The 22,424-nt window shown below is 37.4% G+C and carries 14 protein-coding genes; 2 read left to right on the top strand and 12 right to left on the bottom strand.

The features are described 5' to 3' along the window. Nucleotides 1-20: 20 nt before the first annotated feature. Nucleotides 21-755 carry a hypothetical protein gene (locus LF887_RS22490; RefSeq protein WP_236856480.1) on the bottom strand — a complete coding sequence of 245 codons (735 nt, stop codon included), beginning with the start codon at nt 753-755 and terminating at the stop codon, nt 21-23. A gap of 434 nt (nt 756-1,189) precedes the next feature. Between LF887_RS22490 and LF887_RS22495 the strand changes: the two genes are divergently transcribed. Then, a complete protein-coding gene (locus LF887_RS22495) occupies nt 1,190-2,032 on the top strand; it encodes a hypothetical protein (protein WP_236856481.1) in 843 nt (280 codons plus the stop codon). A gap of 40 nt (nt 2,033-2,072) precedes the next feature. On the opposite strand, the gene LF887_RS22500 is transcribed toward LF887_RS22495, so the two are convergent. The 9 genes from LF887_RS22500 to LF887_RS22540 all read right to left on the bottom strand — a co-directional run bounded on the left by LF887_RS22500 (nt 2,073) and on the right by LF887_RS22540 (nt 19,239). After that, nucleotides 2,073-3,059, bottom strand: a complete 987-nt coding sequence (locus LF887_RS22500) for a M28 family peptidase (RefSeq protein WP_236856482.1) — start codon at nt 3,057-3,059, stop codon at nt 2,073-2,075. Between the two features lie 38 nt (nt 3,060-3,097). After that, nucleotides 3,098-5,218, bottom strand: a complete 2,121-nt coding sequence (gene scpA, locus LF887_RS22505; RefSeq protein WP_236856483.1) for a methylmalonyl-CoA mutase — start codon at nt 5,216-5,218, stop codon at nt 3,098-3,100. 139 nt (nt 5,219-5,357) lie between these two features. Then, a complete protein-coding gene (locus LF887_RS22510) occupies nt 5,358-8,444 on the bottom strand; it encodes a reprolysin-like metallopeptidase (protein ID WP_236856484.1) in 3,087 nt (1,028 codons plus the stop codon). A 137-nt stretch (nt 8,445-8,581) separates the two neighbouring features. Beyond that, entirely contained in the window at nt 8,582-10,684 is a 2,103-nt protein-coding gene (locus tag LF887_RS22515) for a prolyl oligopeptidase family serine peptidase (RefSeq protein WP_410680530.1), read from the bottom strand. A gap of 95 nt (nt 10,685-10,779) precedes the next feature. Continuing rightward, nucleotides 10,780-11,457, bottom strand: coding sequence for a hypothetical protein (locus LF887_RS22520; protein WP_236856485.1), 678 nt, complete (start codon nt 11,455-11,457; stop codon nt 10,780-10,782). 77 nt (nt 11,458-11,534) lie between these two features. Further along, entirely contained in the window at nt 11,535-12,620 is a 1,086-nt protein-coding gene (gene prfA / locus LF887_RS22525; RefSeq protein WP_236856486.1) for a peptide chain release factor 1, read from the bottom strand. Between the two features lie 174 nt (nt 12,621-12,794). Next, nucleotides 12,795-14,093: an APC family permease gene (locus LF887_RS22530; RefSeq protein WP_236856487.1), complete on the bottom strand. Its 1,299-nt coding sequence runs from the start codon at nt 14,091-14,093 to the stop codon at nt 12,795-12,797. Nucleotides 14,094-14,141: 48 nt separating this feature from the next. Further along, nucleotides 14,142-16,976 (bottom strand): alpha-amylase family glycosyl hydrolase, encoded by a 2,835-nt coding sequence (locus tag LF887_RS22535; RefSeq protein WP_236856488.1) that lies wholly within the window; start codon nt 16,974-16,976, stop codon nt 14,142-14,144. 184 nt (nt 16,977-17,160) lie between these two features. After that, nucleotides 17,161-19,239 carry a T9SS type A sorting domain-containing protein gene (locus LF887_RS22540; RefSeq protein ID WP_236856489.1) on the bottom strand — a complete coding sequence of 693 codons (2,079 nt, stop codon included), beginning with the start codon at nt 19,237-19,239 and terminating at the stop codon, nt 17,161-17,163. Nucleotides 19,240-19,393: 154 nt separating this feature from the next. Between LF887_RS22540 and LF887_RS22545 the strand changes: the two genes are divergently transcribed. After that, complete coding sequence (locus tag LF887_RS22545) at nt 19,394-20,266, top strand: helix-turn-helix transcriptional regulator (protein ID WP_236856490.1); 873 nt, start codon at nt 19,394-19,396, stop codon at nt 20,264-20,266. Nucleotides 20,267-20,359: 93 nt separating this feature from the next. Here the strand turns inward: LF887_RS22545 and LF887_RS22550 are convergent, their stop codons facing one another. Both LF887_RS22550 and LF887_RS22555 read right to left on the bottom strand, forming a co-directional pair. After that, nucleotides 20,360-20,644 (bottom strand): hypothetical protein, encoded by a 285-nt coding sequence (locus tag LF887_RS22550; RefSeq protein WP_236856491.1) that lies wholly within the window; start codon nt 20,642-20,644, stop codon nt 20,360-20,362. Between the two features lie 147 nt (nt 20,645-20,791). Further along, nucleotides 20,792-22,399, bottom strand: a complete 1,608-nt coding sequence (locus tag LF887_RS22555; protein WP_236856492.1) for a fumarate hydratase — start codon at nt 22,397-22,399, stop codon at nt 20,792-20,794. Between the last annotated feature and the right edge of the window lie 25 nt (nt 22,400-22,424).

Raw genomic sequence — 22,424 nt, forward strand, 5'->3', positions numbered from 1 at the left:
GTTTTAAATAACAGTTGGACCTATAAGTCCTGTAAGTTTTCTGCAATCGCTGTTGCAGACATTTTGTAGTGAAAGTATTTTGTACTTCCCGTTTTATCAGATTTGTATTTCATCTTCCATGGATTGGGTTTTCCATGCATTGTTTTATGAATAATTCCTGACACTTTATGTTGTCCCAGATAGGATTCAAGCTCTGCATATTCTTTTTCTAGTTCAAAGTCCACAGGCTTGTAGTGGGTAATCATATTGGGTCTTATTCTCAGGATAAACCTCCATGGCTCGATGAATTCGTAGTAAGTATCGTATCTCTTTCTTACAGGCCAATATTCTTCAAGTTTCAAAAAATACTGTCTTTCCCTTGGTGTAAGCCCTAACTTCGGATCATTCCAAGAGTAAGAAGAAATTCTGCTAAGCTTTTGCTCTCTTTCTACATATATTCTTCGTCCGAATTTTCTTTTCTTTTTGAGAAACTGCCTGCTTTCAGAATACATGTAAATATTGATTTTCTTCAGAATTCCGTCAAAAAAATCTCCGTCTTTAGTTCTCATGACATCTTCCCTTACCACAAAGAATCTTACAAAACCTCTCTGATAGGGTTTATCTAAAGGAATCAATGGAATGTTTCTTCTTATATTCCAAAGCTCTTTACTACGTTTATACTTTTTTCTGATCTGTTTTTCTACATCTTTTCTACTTGTTCTTTTTCTGCTTCTTACGCTTCTCAAGCGGGAAGACAGAAGATTATCATTTTCCATTGTTAAGAGAAGTTAGATGTGAGATATTAGAAGTTAGCTTATCTTACCTCACACAACTTTAATCAACTAAAATACTAGTTGAATGGATTAATAATAGACGCCAACGGCTTTGAGGACATACCTCATCCTGTTTTTGTCCTTATGTGACACTAAAAAAGATTTCGGGGAAACTTGAAGTTTGAAATATTGCGCAATAAAAAACCCGAAATCTTTACGACTTCGGGTTTTGATATTGTATTGTACTATTATTCTAAGAATGTACCAAACCGCGAAGCCTTACCACCAAAAGGGGTAATCCAACTGTAGAATTCTGTTTTGTTCTGAACATTGCTTCGTTGTTTTTAATTGGTTAAACTTGATTTTCAGGTGCAAATATAGAATTATTTTTTTAATCATCAATTATTTAAATCTTATTTTTGTGAAAAAAGAGTTTTATGTATAAAGTTTTATTGGCCTTACTTCCAATGCTTTTTATAGGATGTAAGAAAGAAGAACCTGTAAAAAAGGAGGTGGTAAAAGTATCAGAAAAAGGCTGTTTCTCTACGAATTTCATGGAAAAAATTCTTGATTTGGAGGAAATAAAAGATCAGGCAAAATTTCTGAATTCACAAACCCAAGGAAAGGGGAAAATCGGTTTTCTTGTAGACAGCACAAAAGCAAATAATGGCTGGGATTATTCAATTTCCGTAGGTTATAATGGGCCAGACCGTTTTGAAACGTATCACATTTTCCATGCTTCAAGTAGTCAATGTAACATTTTAACTATTTTAGAACCCGTATCCGGAGAATATATTTCTATTGAGCAATGGAGAAAAAGCAAAAATGAGCCTGCCGCAATGGAATCTTTATTAAAACCAGGGCTTTATAGCTTACCAATTGAAAGTCTTCCTCAGGTAGATGTAAAATTTATCGAAACAGATTTTGCGGTGGAAGGTTCAGAAAAGTACAGCTGTGGAGAGCCAGCATTCCGATATTTTCCTTTAGCTCAATACAAGGATGTTGAACTGATTCTTGTTCCGATGGATTGCGGAGATTTTGATTACCGATATTATCTTCTTACTGTGCTGAATAACAGCATCGTTGACGAAGCCTATGTAGAAGGTATTTGGTTTGATCCCGGAAAGGATGATAAGAAGGAGGAATTCAGCAGCTATGAAATCAATAAAGCAGGAGAAATCACTGTGACAACAGATCATAAGATTGATGGAAATAGTCAAAGGATAACTAAAACTCATTATCAGATTATGGATGATGGTAAAATCGTTCAGAAAAAATAGAATAAAGGCTGTTTCAGATGTTGAAACAGCCTTTATTTTTTCATTTGAGGTAAATAATGCTTAGAAAAATAGCATCAATAACTTTTGTCATCCGTTGGATATCCAATGTTTCTAAAGTGTCTGTAGATTTGTGATAATTTTTGTTTCTAAAGAACGAGGTATCAGTGATCATGAGAGCTGGAAAGTCAAATTTCCAATAATTCATATGATCGGAATAATCTACACCGCCCACGAATTTGGGAGCGGGAAAAGTTTCTGTCTTGATCTGCTCTGAATTTTTAAAATTATCAATAAAATTATTGACAAATGGGCCTGCTCCGGTGAGTTTTCTGACTAAAGTAATAAAGTCTCCTTTATTGCCATAGATCCATGAAAGTATTCCTACAGGAAAATTCTGGGAGTTCTTTTCATCTTTGAAGTAGCCAATCATTTCAACACTTGCCATCCCATAGACGTCAATATTTTTATCTTTCAACGATTTTGCATGGATGTAGCTTCCCATATTCTCGGTTCTGAAATAGGGAGGTTCTTCTAAGGTATAAGCCACCAGGTCTATTCTGTAGTTGAGCTTTTGTCCTTTAAGCAATCGGGAAAGTTCTAAAAGGGCAGTAACTCCGGTCGCGTTATCGTCTGCACCCTGCTGATCTCCGCAAACGTCATAATGGGCTCCTATGATAATTCTTTTGCTGTTTTCTGTCCCAAAGGAACAAATTACGTTTTTATAGATCCTCCCTTCAACACTATATTCCTGAAACTCTGTACTGTCACTATAAGTCTTAAAGGTCCGATGAATATAGTCTGCCACTGCATTCAATTGATCTATATTTTTATGGTTCCGGAACTGAGATGTCTGGGTAAGTACCGTTAAATGCTCTTTTACTCTCTCAATATCAGCAGTATTCGTAGATTTTTGTATGATAGGCTTCTCTCTTCTGACTAAGCTTAGCAACAAAGCACCCATAAAAAGTAAGCCTACGAAAAGAATGATCTTCTTTTTCGCAGGCTTTATCTTATTTTTAAAATTCATTCAATTTATCTTTCAACTAAAATTAAAATTTTTAAAGTTTAGTTTTCTAAAAATCTCTCTAAAATTTCTACAGCACATTTCGGAAGGTTCGTACCTGGGCCAAATATGAAGTCTGCCCCATTGGCATATAGGAATTCATAATCCTGTTGTGGGATCACACCTCCTACAACGATGGTAATATCATCAGCACCCAATTTTTTCAGTTCTTCCACTACTTGTGGAACCAGAGTTTTATGTCCTGCAGCCAGGGAGGATACTCCTAAAATGTGAATATCATTTTCAATGGCCTGTTTAGCAACTTCTTCCGGAGTCTGAAACAATGGAGCAACGTCAACATCAAATCCCATATCGGCAAAAGCTGTTGCTACTACTTTTGCACCTCTGTCATGCCCATCCTGGCCCATTTTAGCGACCATTATTCTCGGGCGGCGTCCTTCTTCTTCTTCAAATTTCTGCGTCAGATTCAGAGCTTTTTCAAAGTATTCGTTTTTACCTGCGTTCATAGCGTATACTCCAGAGATTGTTTTAATGTTTGCTTTATATCTTCCAAAAGTTTCCTCCATCGCATCGCTCATCTCTCCGAGAGTAACTCTTCTTCTTGCAGCCTCAATGCATAACGCCAAAAGGTTTCCTTTTCCAGTTTTTGCACTTTCACGGATATCGTTTAATATCTGGGCTACTGCTTCTGCATTTCGATCTGTTTTTATATTATTCAGTCTTTCGATCTGTTTTCTGCGAACTTCGGTATTATCAATATCAAGAATCTCTATTGCATCTTGTTTTAATGAGGATTTGAAAGAATTTACCCCAATGATGAATTCTTCCCCGCTATCAATTTTAGCCTGCTTTTTAGCTGCTGCTTCTTCAATTCTCATCTTTGGAATTCCGGCCTCGATAGCTTTCGTCATTCCTCCTTCCTGTTCTACCTCATCTATGTATCTCATTGCTTCTTCAATCATCTGCTGGGTAAGGCTTTCTACCAGATTACTTCCTCCCATCGGGTCTACGACATCGCATATTCCGCTTTCCTGTTGGAGAATAATCTGAGTATTTCTTGCAATTTTCGCTGAATAGTCTGTAGGAAGGGCAATGGCCTCATCCAAAGCATTGGTATGTAATGACTGCGTTCCTCCTAAGGCAGATGATAATGCCTCAATAGCAGTTCTTGTAATATTATTGAAGGGCTCCTGCTCTGTCAAAGACCATCCTGAAGTCTGAGAATGGGTTCTTAATGCAAGGGATTTAGGGTTTTGAGGGTTAAATTGTTTTAAAAGTGTTGCCCAAATATATCTTGCAGCACGCATTTTAGCAATTTCCATAAAATGATTCATTCCGATTGCCCAAAAGAATGATAGTCTTGGTGCAAAATCGTCAACATTCATACCTGCTTTGATGCCTGTTCTTACGTATTCAAGACCATCTGCCAGTGTATAAGCCATTTCCAGCACCGGAGTAGCGCCTGCTTCCTGCATATGGTATCCTGAGATGGAAATAGAATTAAATTTTGGAATATTTTGAGAGGTATATTCAAAGATATCTGCAATAATCTTCATAGAAGGTGCTGGTGGATAGATATAGGTATTTCTAACCATAAATTCTTTCAGAATGTCATTTTGAATGGTTCCTGAAAGCAGTTCCTGTTTTACCCCTTGTTCTTCTGCTGCCACAATATAGAAAGACAAAATCGGAAGTACAGCTCCATTCATTGTCATGGACACTGAAATCTGATCCAACGGAATTTCGTTGAACAAAATCTTCATGTCTTCAACAGAATCAATAGCAACTCCTGCTTTTCCTACGTCTCCTACCACTCTTGAATGATCAGAGTCATATCCTCTGTGGGTAGCAAGGTCAAATGCTACGGAAAGACCTTTCTGTCCTGCGGCAAGATTTCTTCTGTAAAAAGCATTGGATTCTTCAGCTGTAGAGAAACCGGCATACTGCCTGATGGTCCACGGCTTCTGAACATACATAGTAGAATACGGCCCTCTAAGGTAGGGTTCAATTCCTGGAGAAGTCTGTGTTAAAGATTCATCTTTTACATCTTTTTTTTCATAAGATGATTTAAGTTCAAGTCCGTCTTTTTCAAAGTTATAGATTTCTCTCTCTTGAGGTAACACTTTAAAATCCGGGGTTTTCACAGAAATTGTCTTTCGCATTCCAATAATTTTTGTCTCCGTAAAGTTAATTTTTTTGACCGAAACACAAAACATCTGTTAACATACAGTTTTTCTGATGTTTATTGAAAGAAAAAGACCGGACGAATGCCCGGTCTTCTGTTATTTATATATTGTCTGCTTATTTTTTGATAAGCTTTGTATTGTAAGTGCCTTTCTCGTCTTTGATCGTCACTACATACATTCCTTTGATCAATGAAGCTACATTGATTCTTCCATCAATTTTACCTTCCTGAACCAATCTTCCGTCAGCAGTATAGATTTTATAATCTGCTTTTCCTTTCAGATTTCTCACTTCTACGAAAGTGTCTGCAGGGTTAGGATAGATAGATACTTCTGATGCTTTTGTATTTTTTGTTTCATTTACGCCTAACGTTTCTGAAATTTTCACATTAAAGTCTCTGAATCCCCCAGCTGAAACAATACTACTTGGTCCAGAAGCAACAGAAGGATAACCACATGGTCCTGATGCCGCATTAAAGAATGTAGTTGCCACTCTCATTCTAAGAGTTTTATCTCCGGCATATGCACTGGTTGGCACTATAAATGTAAATGAGCCATCATGATATTTGTATCCAGTAGTTCCTGGATCATTAACCGGAACGGCACTATGAGAACCTACTTTTTCTGAAGCTTCAAAAATACCATTTCTATTAAAATCGATCCATACTTCTAGCCAGTCATTATAATTACTAGGGTTACCTAAAGTTCTAAATGTACCAGTATATTGAGTTCCTTTTGTTAAATTAACTGTTTTAGTAGGATCTGCACTAAAATCCAGATAAGTTCTTGCGACTCCAGCTACAGTAGTTTCCGAATAGTTTAGTCCTCCTACGTTTAATCCAATTAGCCCACTATAAAACGCACCATTCATATTATTTCCTCCCGTTGTCATTAGACAGTAATCATATCCGGTTCTTAACCCTTTTGTTTTAAAAGCATAGTTTGAAGAGAATGCACCTGCTACACTGTTTACAACAGCTGCAACCTGAGTTTCATAATTTGTTTCATCTTCAAGACCGGATATTGATACAGAATTGGTAGGACTCGTAGCATTTTGCCAATTAGTCTCCCCCACTTTTCTGTAGTTGATTGAATAGGTAGCTCCTGGTACACTATTCCAAGATAATCTTGCTGAGGTTCTAAAAATTTCTGTATCCTGAGCAAAAACTCCGGCAGGTGCTGCTGTAGAAGATGTTGGTGCTGTTGCAACACTTACTTTAGGAGATATTGCATAGAATATATTCCCTACAGCAGATATTCTTAACTTGATATCCCCTGTTAATCCAGATGGCATTTGTGCGCTGTAACTTCCAGTATTGGGAGTAGATGCCACAAGTTCTGTCCATGATGCTCCATTAGTAAGATCAGTAGTATACTCAATCTTTACATTTGACACATTATAAGGAGCTGCATTTGTATTGGCCACGTCCCATAATATAGTATTGGAAGCATTACTGTAAAGCACAGTAGAATCTGTAATACCATTAAATTTAAATGGTCCATCATTCCCTACTGTAACTGTTGTTTCTAAAGATGAAAGCATTGGTCTTTGAGCATTTGTATCTCTTGCCGTTACTGCATAATTAAGAACCCTTGGAACATATGATACCGTTTCCCAAGTTGCCTTATTGGTAAGCTTTCCAGCCATTACAAGAGGAAAGCTAGGGAAGTATCTTCTTCCACTTGCCGTACCCGTAAATGATCTTGCGATAGAACCTTCTGTAATGAAGCCCCAACCACTGTCACCTGAAATAGAACCTTTAGCGGTTACACTATCATATTGCTCCCATGTATAATTAATAGGATCACCCTGAGCATCTGTAGCTGAAGCTTCTAAATAATAAGCTGTTCCTTTAGGAATAGTGTATGGTGTAAGAGCAGCAATAACAGGAGCATTATTATTTGTAATATTTTCTGCTACTCCACATGTTGTCTTAGCATCAAGATTATTCAGAATCTGATTAATGGAAGAATAATGGAAGTAAGCATTAGAATTAGCCTGAACATTATCCTGTGTAATTCCTGCATATCCCATGATGGTAGTACCCCCACCTGGCTCAATATTAACCCCTGATCCTTCTGAAGCATGTGAGAAGGTATGGTTTCCTCCTAGCTGGTGTCCCATTTCATGAGCTACATAATCGATATCAAAAGCGTCTCCACTTGGAATGCTATTCGCCGGTGAAGTAAATCCGGAACCTTTACCCCTAGGCACACTGGTTGTTGGGTTAACACATATACAACCTACACATCCGGCATTACCTCCTCCTCCAGATGCACCAAATAAATGCCCTATATCGTAATTGGCATTCGTTACCTGGGCTGTTATAGTATTTTGAAGTTCCAGATTCCAAGCCCCGGCAGATCCTGTAGCTGCTGCGGAATAGGGATCTGTGGCAGAATTTGTATAGATGATATTTGGAAAATCCTGAACAAGTAATTTTATTCCGAAATCTTTTTCAAAGACACCATTTACACGGCTCATTGTATTGTTAATAGCCACAAGTGCAGGAACTCTTTTTTCATCATCAGTAGCAGTAGCAGGTACACCAGCCTGAGTCATGAAATATTGTGTATATTCTCCTGTAACTGATAGAGCTAATCTATAGGTTCTGTATTTTGTACTTGCAGGTCTATTCGTAATTCCTACACTAGAAAGATTTTTTTTTCCGTAACTTTCTAATGCTTTTATATCAATACCTTTTTCATCTGTAGAACATTCGAATCCATGTAGTCCTTCTGTTCTGTTTGTTTTATAGAAAACACCATAGGTTTGTTTATCAGTAGTGATGGGTTCTATAAACTGAAATACACCATCTTTAATAATCATGGACTGCATTTCTGTTGGAGAGGTGCTGAATCTTAAATATTTAGAAGGATCATCCAATCCTACACCTACATAAGATCCCAATTGATATTTATCGGCTAAAGATTTTTCCATTACAGGATCACTATATACCGCAAATCTTTCAATCTTACCTTCTGCTGTAGGCAAAGAAACAGTAACTGCCTGAGCTCCTTTCCCTGTTTCTACAGCATCTTTTAAAATATTTCTAAGAGATTGTAAGTCTACTCTGTAGGAGTATTGAACTTCTACTTCTTTTCTGATCTGAGACGTTTTTTGCGAGGCCGGCTCCCACCTTTGTGCATTAACACTGGACAGCCCAGCTGCCAGTGCACAAACTAGTAAAATTCTTTTTTTCATAATAACCTAATTAAATAAAAATTAGTAAATTTAAATATCCGAGCTAAAATTAGTAATTATATCCAAATAATCACTATAAAAAAAGCGACTAATTTTAATAAATCAGTCGCTTAAGTGATATTTTAATATTTTATATATTATTTCTTAATTCCCATTTCAAACAACGCAAATGATATAAGATCTGCATTTTCACTGATAACCTGATCAGTTGCTCTTCCTGCGCCATGACCTGCATTCTTTTCAATTCTTAATAAAATAGGATTCTTACATGCCTGTTTTTCCTGAAGCTCAGCACCAAATTTGAAGGAGTGAGCCGGAACTACTCTGTCGTCATGGTCACTGGTAATAATCATAGTGGATGGATAGCATATTTTTTCTTTTACATTATGTACCGGAGAATATGATTTAAGATACTCAAACATCTCTTTGCTGTCTTCTGCTGTTCCATAATCATATGACCAGCCAGCTCCTGCTGTAAATTTATTATATCTCAGCATATCCAGAACTCCTACTCCCGGGAATGCTACTCTTGCCAGATCCGGACGCATTGTCATGGTTGCACCTACCAGCAATCCTCCGTTAGATCTTCCTGAAAGTGCCATGTATTCTTTTGAAGTATAGCCTTTGCTCTGAAGATATTCTCCGGCAGCAATAAAGTCTTCAAAAACGTTTTTCTTCTGCATTTTTGTTCCTGCATCATGCCATTTTTTACCATATTCACCTCCACCACGGATGTTTGGAACAGCATAGATTCCCCCATTTTCCATCCAGATAGCATTCACTACAGAGAAAGAAGGTTGTAAACTGATATTGAAACCACCATATGAGTATAAAATAGTAGGGTTTTTGCCATCAAACTTCGTCCCTTTTTTATAGCTGATCATCATAGGGATTTTTGTCCCATCTTTTGAAGTATAGAATACCTGCTCAGAAACATAATCATCCGGATTAAATTTCACTTTCGGTTTCTGATATACTTCTGATTGTCCTGAATCTACATTAAATTTGTAAGTAGTTCCCGGTGTAATATAGTTACTGAATGAATAATAAACGTCTTTTTCTTTTTCCTTCCCTCCAAAACCGGAAATGTTTCCTTTCCCCGGAAGAGTAATTTCTCTGATCAGCTTACCTGTCTTGTCAAACTGTTTCACCTTATCAATAGCATCAATCATGTAGGTTCCGAAGAAATAGCCACCTCCGGAAGAAATTCCCAATACATTTTCGGTCTCAGGAATCACATTTTTCCATGTTTCAGGAGCTGGATTGCTGATTGTAGTTTTTACAAGACGCATATTTGGGGCATCTTTATCTGTGAAAATAAAAAGGTTATCTCCTTCTGTGTCTACAATACTGGCGTTGATATCAAATCCTTTGGTAATCTGCACAAAGTCTCCTCCTTTCTTCAAGTCTTTTATATACAGTTCATTTCCATTGGTTGCATTTGCTGCAGAAATGATCAGGAATCTCTGATCTTCAGAAACTCCGGCACTCAGGTATCTTCTTGGTGTTTTGTCTCCTCCGAAGATCAGCTTATCTTCAGACTGCTTAGTTCCCAGTTTATGAAAATAGACTTTATGCTTATCCGTCATTCCGGAAAGCACGGTTCCTTCTTTCGGCTTATCATAGCTTGAATAATAGAATCCTTCGTCTCCCTGCCATGAAATTCCACTGAATTTTACATCCAGAATTGTTTCATCAATCTGCTTTTTGGTAATAGCATCAATGATAATAATTTTATTCCAGTCACTTCCTCCTTCTGAGATAGAATAAGCAGCAAGGTTTCCTTTTTTATTGAAGGAAAGGTTAGAAAGTGAAGTGGTTCCTTTTTCTGAAAACTTATTAGGATCTAAAAATACGTCTGTTGCTTTTGTAGCATTATTGGTTCTGTATAAAACAGACTGTGCCTGTAAACCGTCATTTTTATAATAGTAAGTATAATCTCCTTCTTTGAAAGGGGCTGAAATTTTCTCATAATTCCAGATGTCTTTCAACTGATTTTTAATTTTATCTCTGAATGGAATTTTTGAAAGATAGTTCTGGCTATAAGCGACTTCTTCATCTACCCATTTCTTTGTTGCTTCAGAATCATTTTCAAGATCTCTGAACGGGTCAGAAACTGTACTTCCAAAATAAGTATCGGTCTGATTTCCTTTTAATGCTTTAGGATAATTCATTTTCTGAGAATAAAAAGTGGCTGAAAACAAAACTCCAGCCGTTAATAACATAGGTTTAAAATTCATACTGATCGGTTTTTTCAAAAATACGCAAAGTATATGAAATAAAAAAAGTCCTGAAAAATCAGAACTTTGTATCTCTTAAAGGGTATTTAGTCAAACTATTCTTTTGGCCCGAAACTCTCAAAATAAAAATCTGTCAGGCTGCTCACAATCTCATCGGGACTTCCATTCCAATAATATATTTTCCCGTCTTCTTTCAATTCGTATAGATTAAAATTCTGATCGGTGGTTACTGTTTTATCTGCATTGCTAAAGTCCTTCGCTGCCTGAGTCAAGTATTTTTTCAAGTCTTCAGCTTTTACTTTCTGGGTATCTCCTGTTGGCCCGACTGTTAATTTTGACGGCACTTTAAAGCTTACAGAATAACTTACCTCGGCAATTTTCTGCCCTTCAACATATTCGTTAGGAACTACTTTCACATTTTTAATGGTAAGTTTCCCGTTTTTGAAGTTTTCAAACATTGCTTTAAAATAGTCTTCTGCTTCTTTTTGACATGCTGATCCTGTAGTTTTAGAGAAGGCAGAAAGGAAATTCTCTACGCTGCTTTTCATGATCTCTCCTGAGGTCTCTTTAAAGTTTACCTGATAGGCATTCTCACCATTCACTGTGGGTTTCAGATAATCATTAAGCTTATTGAGTGCTGCCTCATCATTATTTACGAAAGTTCCGAAGAACATTTCAAATGCTTCAGCAGGTTTCTTTACTTCTGTCTGAGCAGTAAGATATTGCCCCATCATTGTAAGGAGTAATAATAAAATAATTTTGTAGTTTTTCATAGCTTATTTTTGAATTTTAATTATTACAAAAAAACCTCTGAAAAAATCAGAGGTCTTATCTTTATTTTTTATAAAATTTAGTAGTTATCTTCTTCTCCCTTCATTTTCTCTGCATTCTCTGCCATAATTACGGCATCGATCATTTCAGAGATATCTCCGTTCATGTAAGCATCCAGATTATACATAGATTTATTGATTCTATGATCAGTAACTCTACCTTGAGGATAATTGTAGGTTTTAATTTTTGCAGAACGGTCTCCTGTAGAAACCATAGATTTACGTTGTGCTGCAATATCTCCCTGTACTTTTTGCAGCTCGATATCGTATAGCTTTGTTCTTAGCATTTCCATTGCCAATTCACGGTTTGCTAACTGAGAACGGGCCTGCTGACAAACAACAACAAGTCCTGAAGGCTTATGCGTTAGCTGAACTTTCGTTTCAACCTTATTTACATTCTGACCTCCGGCTCCACCTGAACGTGAAGTCTGCATTTCAATATCTGCAGGATTCAGTTCAAAATCTACTTCTTCAGCCTCTGGTAAAACAGCAATTGTGATAGCAGAGGTATGAACTCTACCCTGAGATTCTGTTTCCGGTACACGCTGTACACGGTGAACTCCGGATTCGAACTTCATAATTCCGTAAACACCTTCTCCTTCCACCTTCATTATCAATTCCTTGTAACCTTTTGCAGCTTCGTTAGAATCTGTAACTTCATGCTTCCAGCCTTTCGTTTTGAAGTACATGGTGTACATTCTGTAGACATCTTCCACAAAAATAGCCGCTTCATCACCACCGGTTCCGGCACGTAATTCCACGATAACGTTTTTATCATCTGCAGGATCTTTAGGAATCAGGAGTACTTTCAGTTCTTCTTCAAGGCCAGGAATTTTGGCTTGTGCTTCAAGCTTTTCTTCTTTAGCAAGATCTACCAAGTCTCTGTCTGAACCATCTGCAATGATTTCTTCAGATTCTTCGATACTATCTAATGCCCCTTTATACTGATCGTAAACTCTTACAATTTTCCCCAAATCACTATATTCTTTGTTCAAAGAAGAATATCTTTTTTGGTCTGAAATGACATCAGGCTGTATAATAAGGTCTGCAACCTCATTATATCTTTGTTTTATAGCTTCTAATTTTGGAATTAATGATTTAGACATTATGGAATTTTTGTGGGTGCAAAGATAAGAATTATTAATTCAAAATTAAAATTACAAATCAGCATAAATTTTTGAGCATGAGGGATAAAGCACAAAGGGCTTATAAGCATATTTCGAAATTCTACTTTTTCACCTATCAATCTGCATGAAAAGAGTTTATTTATATTTTGAATATCAGCTTTTTTCAGACAGCTTTCTGTCTATTAAGTATAAAATAATTCCTACTGCAACGATTCCCAGTCCTATTAAGCTTTCTTTAAGATTATGAACCAATGTAAAGTAGAGAATATATACGCTGAATAATAAAAAAACAGTGGGAAAAATATAAAAAGTATTGGATTTAAATATTTTGCGGTCTTCTTTTTTAAGAAAATATACGGTAGAAATAGCCAGACTTGCAAACAGCTGCAAAATAAAGGCTGTGTAGACGAATATTTCTTTAAAACTTCCTGTTAAAATAATAATGGCAGCAATAACAGCATGGGCAAATATAGCAATCACCGGAATTCCTTTTTTATTCCCAAATGACAGGGGCTTCCAAATATAGCTTTCTCTTGCAAAAGCCTGAGTCAGCCGGGAGCCAACCCACAAGTAACCGCTGACCGTGGCAATAAGCTGTAATGCAATAAAAATATTGACGATTTTTCCAAAGGAAAGTCCCAACATATTAACAGCAGCTTCTCCCATTACATCTTCTTTTCCTGCCAGCTGGCTTACAGGAGCGTGCTTCAGCATAATATAATTAACCAGAAGATAGCTTACTGTCACAAAAACAGTTCCTATGATCAGGGATTTTGGAAGATTCTTTTGAACATCTTTTATTTCTCCCGCAATGTAAGAAGCTGAATTCCAGCCAGTATAGGAATAGGTAACAAAAACCATTGAAGTCGCAAAGGCCGGAAGCAGGATTTCTTTCTGCCAGCTGTTACTGAAATTCAAACTGTTCCCTATCTGAGGTGATTCTGAAAGGCCTACTCCCAGAATAATGAGAAAAATAATAAAAATCACTTTCACAAAAGTAAAAAAATTATGAAATCTGCTTGAAGTTTTTAAACTGAATGATAAGGCCATAGCAATCAGAAAAATAGCGATGATCGCAAAACCATTTCCAAAACTGTAGTTGAATACTGACAAATATTTTGACATGGCCAATGCGGCTAAGGCAACAGGGGATGAAAACCCGATAATTAATGATATCCAGCTTATGAGATATCCAAACACAGGATGATAGGTTTCCTTAAGATAGATAAAATCTCCGCCATTTCCTTTAAAATGAGATCCCAGCTCGGCATAGCAGAAAGCCCCGACCAATGCCAGAATCCCCCCAATGACCCATAATAAAAAAATACTGTAGGTATTGGTGATATCGGAAAGCTGAAATCCCAACGTTGTAAAGATTCCTGTTCCTATCATATTGGACACTACGATAGCGGCAGCCGTTTTCCAGCCAATCTGATGTGAATGAGTGCTCATTGAGTTAAAATTAGATCTTTCTAAAAAATATATTTGTGTTGTATTGGTCTACTTAACGATCATTTTCTGAATGGCAACTCCCGTTTCTGATTTCAGCTGCACCCAATAAGTCCCTGCCGGATAATTAACTTTCAATTCATAAGTTCCACTCTCTTTGTTCAGTTTAAATTCATCAATCTTTCTACCGTTCATATCAAAAATCAAAATATTACCATTTTTAGCTTTGTTAAATAATAGTTTTGCCAAGCCGTCTTTTACAGGGTTATTCTCAATCTGAAGTGAGAGTTTGTGAACCGCGTTTGCATCTTCTGTTGATAAAGCTCCTGCATAATTGCCAAAGATTCTGAATTCTCCGGGCTGAAGGGTTATTGGGGCAGTTGTGGAAATAATATTAGTAACCGTGTTATCCATCAAATTCTGCCATTGCCCTGCATATGGAAAGTAGGGAACAACATTTTGTACAGAAGCCGCATAATTGGCCAGTACGACAACATTCTTCATTCCGTTAATCGTATCATCGTATATATAAATTCTTGTGATAAGACCATTTGGATCATTTGTCAGATTATTTGACTCTATGCTGTATGTCTTCGATTTGAATACAGGGTTGGTATTTCGGATGCTGATAATTTTTGCCCAGGTATCATATACTTCTTTTCTGGCCGCATCAGTATCATAGCCCAATGTAAATGCCACGGGCTTTTCATCTGTTCTGCATCCGCTGCTAATAGTACCGTCTGCACACCTGTTGATACTGAATTCATATCCTAATTCTCCAAACTGCCAGATCATTTTTGGGCCTGGAATAGTAAAGAACGCAGCGCCAAAGGTTTTCATTCTTTCGAGAGCTGTCGCAAGATTTTTAACACTATAGCTTCCGTTTATCGCTCCATAAGCAAGGTTTTTAAACATCAGCCTTTCTTCATCGTGGCTTTCTCCATATCCTACAGCGCGCATATTGGTAAAGCCGTGAAGAGTATGATTCATTCTGTCATAGTTGCTGTTCTCCTTATATCCCATTGTATTCTGATTGTAAGGGTCTGTCTGTTTATTCCAAAGTAATACTCCCTTCCCTTCTGCTACTCTGTAATTGGCCCATTGCTGTTCTTCTGCGTCTGTTCCCAGATGTTCGAAAATCATATAAGAATTCGGGTCGATTGCCCACTGTCTGTCTGCATAATATTTCATGATATCCACCCTATCCTGTTGATAGGCATTGGTACACGCTTCATCATTTTCTGAACAGCTTTGGGTAAATCCTTTTGTTAAATCCCAACGGAATCCATCAACATGGTATTCTGTCAGCCATTGCTGAAGGCATCTTTCAACGTAATATTGAGTTGAGGTACTTGTGTGGTTAAAATCATTAAATACATTATAGGAATGTTTTGGAACCTGATTGAAATAAGGGTTATTGGGAGCAACATCTCCATATCCGTCACCATCCGGATCAATATTCCAAAGCCTCACTAATGGTGAACGTCCTGTTGCATGATTGAAAGCAACATCTAAAATAACAGCAATCCCATTCTGATGGCACAGATCTACAAATTCTTTGAATTTTTCCGGAGTTCCATAGGCTTTGTCCAGAGCATAATGGAAAGATGTATTATATCCCCACGAAAGATTTCCATCAAATTCCATGATCGGAAGCAGTTCAATCGCATTAATCTTCAGGTTCTTTAAGTAAGAAATCTTATTAATCAGCGACTGCCAGTTTTTTTCCTGTGTAAAATCCCTTAGCAATAACTCATATACGATCAGGTCTTCTTTTGCGGGTCTTTGGAAATTCGCTACCTGCCAGTTATAAGGTGTCTGTCCTGTTTTAAATGTTGAAACTTCAAAGTCCTGCCCCGCAGGAAATACCGGTAGATTGGGATAAGTGGAAGATGAGATCCATTGATCATCATAAGAAGAAAGAATTTGTGGTGAATAGGGATCTGCTACTTTTTTTAAATCATTGGTTCTATATTGAAAAGAATATAATTGCTGCGAGGTAAGCCCACTTAGTTCAATCCAGTAAAGATCAGGGTTTGTGGTATCTTTTTTCATTAAATAGGCATCATCCACCGTCCAGCTGTTGAAACTTCCAATCACATGCACGAAATTTTTTCCGGGAGCATATAAAGCAAGTCCTGCTTTTGTCTGATCTGTGGGATGGTAATTGATTCCCTGTTTTATCCAGCCCGGAATCGCTTCGGAAACCACATTTCTGGGAATCTGCAACATGAATGCTGCTCTTTTAGAACTTGATCCCTGGGTAGCAACAAGCTCCATATTGGCATCCTGTGAAACACTATAGTTGTAAGAATAAGATTGTGAAGGAGCACTTGTAGAATTCACGACGGTTCCGTTCGCTTTTAACTGGAAAGTTGCGTTTACATTGGTTGCCGCTGTAATGCTGATTGAGCTTCCCGCCTGCACAGAGGTAAGACTATTTGCCATTGGATTGGTTAAAGTCATATTTAAAATTCCAACGTTTACAAAAATATCCGGTGAGGTCTGATGTGATCCTGTTTTATCTTTTAATAAAAATCCAAATCTTCCAATCCCTGTCCTTCCGAAAAAAACAGTCGGAGTAAAAGTGAATGAATAGGTATCTGTTACTGCGTTATAAATCAGTTTATTCAGATCACCGGAATTATTCCAACTGCCATTCGTAGGACAATCCTGGCTATTCTGATAGCTGGTATCAAAAGACCATGACCAAATGTAAACTGAATGATCAGTAATTCCCCATACCGATTCGTCGATCTGATCTCCCGGCACCGTTAGAGTGACATTATCTGTTTCATTGAATAGATTTGGAGTAATGCTATAATTGATCTGTCCAAAAACAAACACTGCAACAATCAGAAAAACAACAGAGTAAAGCTTTTTCATGTCTTATTTTTATCGAATATAATATTAATTTTCTTTTTTGCAGCATCTATTTTTTATTTTATCCTTAGTGTTTTTATTATTTATCACAAAAAAAGCCCATGAAAATTTCATGGACTTTCCAATAAAAGTAATTGTAATGAACTATTATTTTTTACAAGTATAGGACTGTATATACAATCTTACACTAGTTTTTAATTATTTTTTTAGAAATTGTCTGTCCGTTTTTTAATTTCAGATCAACAATGTATACTCCATTAGCCAGTCCGGTCATATCGATCTGGTTATTTGAAAATAGTACATTCATTCTTTGCCCTACGGCATTGATAACATTTACATTTTCAATATTTGAATCAGCTTTAATATAAAGAATTCCTTTGGTAGGGTTTGGATATACTCCTAAAGATGCAGTATTCAGGCTAATTTCTGATGTACCCAGTGCAGATGATGGCTTGATACATCGTACAGAAGATCCCTGCCCTCTCATAGCCCCTGAAGATGCATTAGCAATGGTTGTCCCAATATACAGATATTTCCCTCCTAAGCCTGAAGTATCTGAACTCCAGAAATATCCTTTCTGCCCTACAAAAGTATAATCTCCCGTGCTGGAACTTCTGTATCCTCCTGCCGGCAGCTTCAGATTACTTCCATAAGCATTGGCCGGATTATTAATACCCTCTGCAACAACCAAAGCAGTCCAATCTGCCTGGGAAGGCATTTTCCAATCTGTCCCGATGGCTTTGCATGGATCTACTCCTAAGAATTTGCCGGCCTGAGCAGGTGATACGGCATTCCATTGATCTGTAGAAACAAAACCTGTCCACCAGGCAGGCGACCCCGCTATAAAAGATCCGGCAACTGCTGCTGCCCCTTCAGGTGTGTTAGGTGTAGGTGCAGGTGCAGTGGGAGCATTTCTAAGCTGATGTCCGTCATCCCATCTTCCCCACTGGAAAACATCACCATAGGAAGCAGCATCATCCATTGACAAAGCTACCTGTGAACTTCCTAAATTCTGCTGAAGCCATATTTTTCCATCTGCTCCTCTTACTGTGGTATAAGAAACCGGCTGTCCCTGATATGTAAAAGTTACGCAGCCTATATCTCCGGTATTGACACCCGGATCTGTATTGGTACATACTTGTGGTGTATTGGTAAGAGATATTCTTTTAACTTTTGTTTCGTTTTCTGAATAAGCCAGTACAAGATAATTATGAGCTTTATCTATAGCCAGATCATTGTATTTTGCTTCACCATCAGAGACAAAATCACCTCCAAAGCTTACCCAGTTCTGAGAATCATCCAGTTTATAAACTGTATTTCTCAGGAAGTTATCATTTTCAAAACGGCTGGCTACCACATATGGAGTACCGGATGCCGTCACTGCTAAAGCTATATGCTGAACTCCTCCCTCAGAAAAATTAGCGTTTCCAACCTGAACCCAAGAGCTTCCGTTGAATTTTTTAACGTTCACTCTTCTTCCTCCTCCTGAATTGGAAACATAGGCAACATAGATTGTATTGGAAGCATCCAATGCCATATCAGTATTGTACTGCTCACCTGAAGATGCTGCATCCACAGCTGCCCCTCCTACAAGACTCCAGTTTTGTGAAGCATCAGCGCCTGTACTGTTTTGATATACTTTTACTCCTCCTGATACATTGCTGGTATACACCATATTATTAGTTCCAATATGCATTTCTGCAAATTCAGCTCCTCCTGAAAATCCTGCATTTCCTACCTGCTCCCATCCTCCGTTAACATATCTTTTTACAGTTCCCGAATTATAAGACCCGTAAGTAAATAAAATATCGTCCGAAGATACAGCAGAAGCCTGATAATTAACAGAACTTTCTGTAGCATTCGGAAGCTGAGACCATAAAGAACCGCTAAACAAGCGTACTTCCATCCCGGATCCCGGATAGCCAAGCTGGTTGGTATAATATATAGTGCTTCCTGAAGGGCTCACTGACAAGGAATTGTAGGTTGCTGTTCCGGTGGTAATACCGGCACTTCCACCAAGATATGACCATGCTGTCCCATCAAATTTCTGAACAGAACCTCTGGCAACGGAAACATCATAATAGGATAGATAATAATTTCCGCTATTATCAATCACCAGATTATTAAAACTGCTTCCTCCTGCTGATACATTCTGAACACCTCCAACATTCTCCCATTGCTGGGCATATAAATAACTTCCCGCAACGGTCAACAACGCTAATCCCGTTGTTATTTTCTTTATTGCAAAATGTAAACTTTTAAACATATTAAATATTATTTTTAATTATTCTAAATTTAATTTAATTTTGCGCAAAAGTACCTCACATAATTAACCCCGAGTTATCATTTTCAAACTTTTGGTTATCCTGCGCAGTACTTTGCTTAAAGTTATTTGTACCATGGCAGTAAAAATGTGTTGTATGAGGAATCAACCTAAAAGTGGACTTTTGTTCAGATCCGAAGACATCAAAATCACTATACAGGAGGGTTTGTGTCCTGACCAATCCTTCAAATCACATTTGCTTGAAGGCAAATCAAGTTTTAATCTTCTCTTTATCCTGAGCCCGGATGTCAATCTGAAAGCTTATGACTGTGGAACTCAATTTTTATTTAAGAAAAACCAATATATACTGCACTATTCGTCTAAAGAAAGTAAGGCTGAGCTATGGACTGAAAACCAGGAAATATTGAAATACTTCCAAATCCAAATTAATTACCAATATATTTTTAACCTCATCAATCCGGAACTTAACCGGGAGAACGCAGAGATTCTGGAAAATATGATTTCTAATAATTTTATATTCCTTCACAAAGAAACTCCCCCGGACATGACTGTTGAAATGCATATGATAGTAAAGGAGATCCTGGGATATTCCAAGAGAGGAATTATGCAGAAATTATTCATTGAGGCAAAGATCATCAAACTTCTTATTTTAATTTTTGAACAGTTCAATGAAAAAAACACTCAGGAGATAACACCAAGGGCAACTGAAATGATTAAGAATTTCATCGATGAAAACTACCACAGAAATATAAAAGCTGAGGAACTGGGAAAACTGATAGGCGTAAATCCGAATATCATCAGGAGAGAGTTTAAGGCACAGTACCACACTACAATTTCCAATTATATATCAGACCTCAGAATGCTGAAAGCTAAAAAACTGATTACCAATAAGGAAATTATGATCAAGGAAATTGCTATAGAATGCGGATATGAGTATCTGCAGAATTTCACGCGGGCTTTTAAAAAGAAATTCGGAATATCTCCGGAAAACCTCAGGAATAATAAATAAGAAAAACCGCCTAAAAAATTAAGCGGTTTATATATGTTGTTTTGCTTTGATATTACTTTTTCAGAATTCAGGTGAAAAAGCAATGACAATCAATTAATGATGATGTCCGTGATCGTGAAGGAACGGTCCGTTACCTTTAGGCTCGTTGTAGATCACCTCTACACCTTCCTGTTCGTATACTTTCTTTCTTCTGATATCTTCAGGATCGAAAGGCTTTACTTTTCCGAAGTACTCCTTCAGACCTTCAGTCAACCAAATTGGGATAACCCATCCGAAGAACATGAAAATACACCAGAATCCCACTAAGAACATAGTAATGAAGAAGATAGTCCAAAGGAACTGGTAGAACGGCCAAAATGCTGATAATATCGTTATCATTCTCTTAAAGATTTTAGGCAAAAATAGAACTTTTTTCCTTTTTACACAAAAGATCAGTGCTCTATTTTATTATTTATTTTAATTCTATATAGATTTTAAGGCCATGAGACTTAATATCTGAGGCCTTAATAATCGTTTTTAATTTAATTAATGGGCAAGATTTGCGAAGAAATCATTTCCTTTATCATCACTAATGATGAATGCAGGGAAATCTTTTACTTCAATTTTTCTTACCGCTTCCATTCCTAATTCCGGAAAGTCCACTACTTCTACGGATACAATATTGTCTTTTGCAAGAATCGCTGCAGGTCCTCCGATAGATCCAAGATAGAAACCTCCGTATTTGCCGCACGCATTGGTAACATCTTTACTTCTGTTTCCTTTTGCCAGCATGATCATGCTTCCGCCGTGACTTTGGAATTCATCAACGTACACATCCATTCTTCCTGCTGTAGTTGGTCCGAAACTTCCTGAGGCCATTCCTTCCGGTGTTTTTGCCGGTCCTGCATAGTAGATTGGGTGGTTTTTGAAATATTCCGGCATTGGCTTACCACTGTCAATAATTTCTTTGATTTTTGCGTGAGCGATATCTCTTGCTACGATCAATGTTCCATTTAATTTCAATCTTGTTTTGATTGGATATTTTGAAAGCTCTGCCAAAATTTCAGGCATTGGCTTATTCAAATCAATTTCAACGGCTTCTTCCAGATGTGGAGGGGTATCCGGCAAGAATCTCTTCGGGTCTTGTTCCAGCTGCTCAAGGAAAATACCTTCTTTTGTAATTTTACCTTTTATATTTCTGTCTGCAGAACATGAAACTCCCATTCCTACAGGGCAAGAAGCTGCGTGTCTTGGAAGCCTGATCACTCTTACATCATGAGTAAGGTATTTACCGCCAAACTGTGCTCCAATTGCACTTTCCTGACAGATCTTCTGAACTTTTGCCTCCCACTCAAGGTCTCTGAACGCCTGCCCGGCTTCATTTCCTTCTGTTGGAAGATTGTCATAATATTTTGCTGAAGCTTTTTTTACTGTAGCAAGGTTTGCTTCTGCTGATGTCCCTCCTATTACCAAAGCTAAGTGGTATGGCGGACAAGCTGCTGTTCCAAGGTCGGAAATTCTTTCTTTAACGAATTCTTCCAGAGATTTTTCGTTCAATAGAGATTTCGTCTTTTGGTATAAGAAAGTCTTATTCGCAGAACCTCCTCCTTTTGTAAGGAATAAAAATTCATAATAATCTCCCTTTTTAGCATAAATATCAATCTGTGCAGGAAGGTTTGATCCCGAATTCTTCTCCTCAAACATAGTCAAAGGGACAACCTGAGAATATCTTAAGTTTCTTTTTTGGTAAGTATTGTAGATCCCTTTGCTCAGGTATTCTCCATCATCTACACCTGTGTATACATTTTCCCCTTTTTTACCCATTACAATGGCAGTTCCCGTATCCTGACATGAGGGAAGTGCTCCTTCAACAGCTACGGCTGCATTTTGCAAAAGGTTGTAAGCAACAAATCGGTCATTGTCTGTAGCTTCAGGATCATCAATGATTCTTTTAAGACTTTCAAGGTGAGAAGAACGAAGCATAAAGGAAACATCTGCCATCGCCTCTTCTGCCAATAATTCCAATCCTTTAGGGTCTACTGTTAAAATTTCTCTGTCGCCAAGTTTTTCAACTTTTACATAATCTGATGTAAGCTTTTTATACACCGTATCATCTTTCTGAATAGGATACGGATCCTGATATCTAAAATCCATTCAATTTTTTGTTTGTACAAAAATA

The organism is Chryseobacterium sp. MEBOG06 (genome assembly GCF_021869765.1).
Lineage (GTDB): Bacteria > Bacteroidota > Bacteroidia > Flavobacteriales > Weeksellaceae > Chryseobacterium.

Excerpts from the sequence above, each read along its gene's own strand:
- LF887_RS22515 (WP_410680530.1), bottom strand. The coding sequence starts at position 10,684 with ATGAATTTTAAACCTATGTTATTAACGGCTGGAGTTTTGTTTTCAGCC.
- LF887_RS22500 (WP_236856482.1), bottom strand. The coding sequence starts at position 3,059 with ATGAATTTTAAAAATAAGATAAAGCCTGCGAAAAAGAAGATCATTCTT.
- scpA (WP_236856483.1), bottom strand. The coding sequence starts at position 5,218 with ATGCGAAAGACAATTTCTGTGAAAACCCCGGATTTTAAAGTGTTACCT.
- LF887_RS22510 (WP_236856484.1), bottom strand. The coding sequence starts at position 8,444 with ATGAAAAAAAGAATTTTACTAGTTTGTGCACTGGCAGCTGGGCTGTCC.
- LF887_RS22550 (WP_236856491.1), bottom strand. The coding sequence starts at position 20,644 with ATGATAACGATATTATCAGCATTTTGGCCGTTCTACCAGTTCCTTTGG.
- prfA (WP_236856486.1), bottom strand. The coding sequence starts at position 12,620 with ATGTCTAAATCATTAATTCCAAAATTAGAAGCTATAAAACAAAGATAT.
- LF887_RS22535 (WP_236856488.1), bottom strand. The coding sequence starts at position 16,976 with ATGAAAAAGCTTTACTCTGTTGTTTTTCTGATTGTTGCAGTGTTTGTT.
- LF887_RS22545 (WP_236856490.1), top strand. The coding sequence starts at position 19,394 with ATGAGGAATCAACCTAAAAGTGGACTTTTGTTCAGATCCGAAGACATC.
- LF887_RS22520 (WP_236856485.1), bottom strand. The coding sequence starts at position 11,457 with ATGAAAAACTACAAAATTATTTTATTATTACTCCTTACAATGATGGGG.
- LF887_RS22555 (WP_236856492.1), bottom strand. The coding sequence starts at position 22,399 with ATGGATTTTAGATATCAGGATCCGTATCCTATTCAGAAAGATGATACG.
- LF887_RS22495 (WP_236856481.1), top strand. The coding sequence starts at position 1,190 with ATGTATAAAGTTTTATTGGCCTTACTTCCAATGCTTTTTATAGGATGT.
- LF887_RS22530 (WP_236856487.1), bottom strand. The coding sequence starts at position 14,093 with ATGAGCACTCATTCACATCAGATTGGCTGGAAAACGGCTGCCGCTATC.
- LF887_RS22540 (WP_236856489.1), bottom strand. The coding sequence starts at position 19,239 with ATGTTTAAAAGTTTACATTTTGCAATAAAGAAAATAACAACGGGATTA.
- LF887_RS22490 (WP_236856480.1), bottom strand. The coding sequence starts at position 755 with ATGGAAAATGATAATCTTCTGTCTTCCCGCTTGAGAAGCGTAAGAAGC.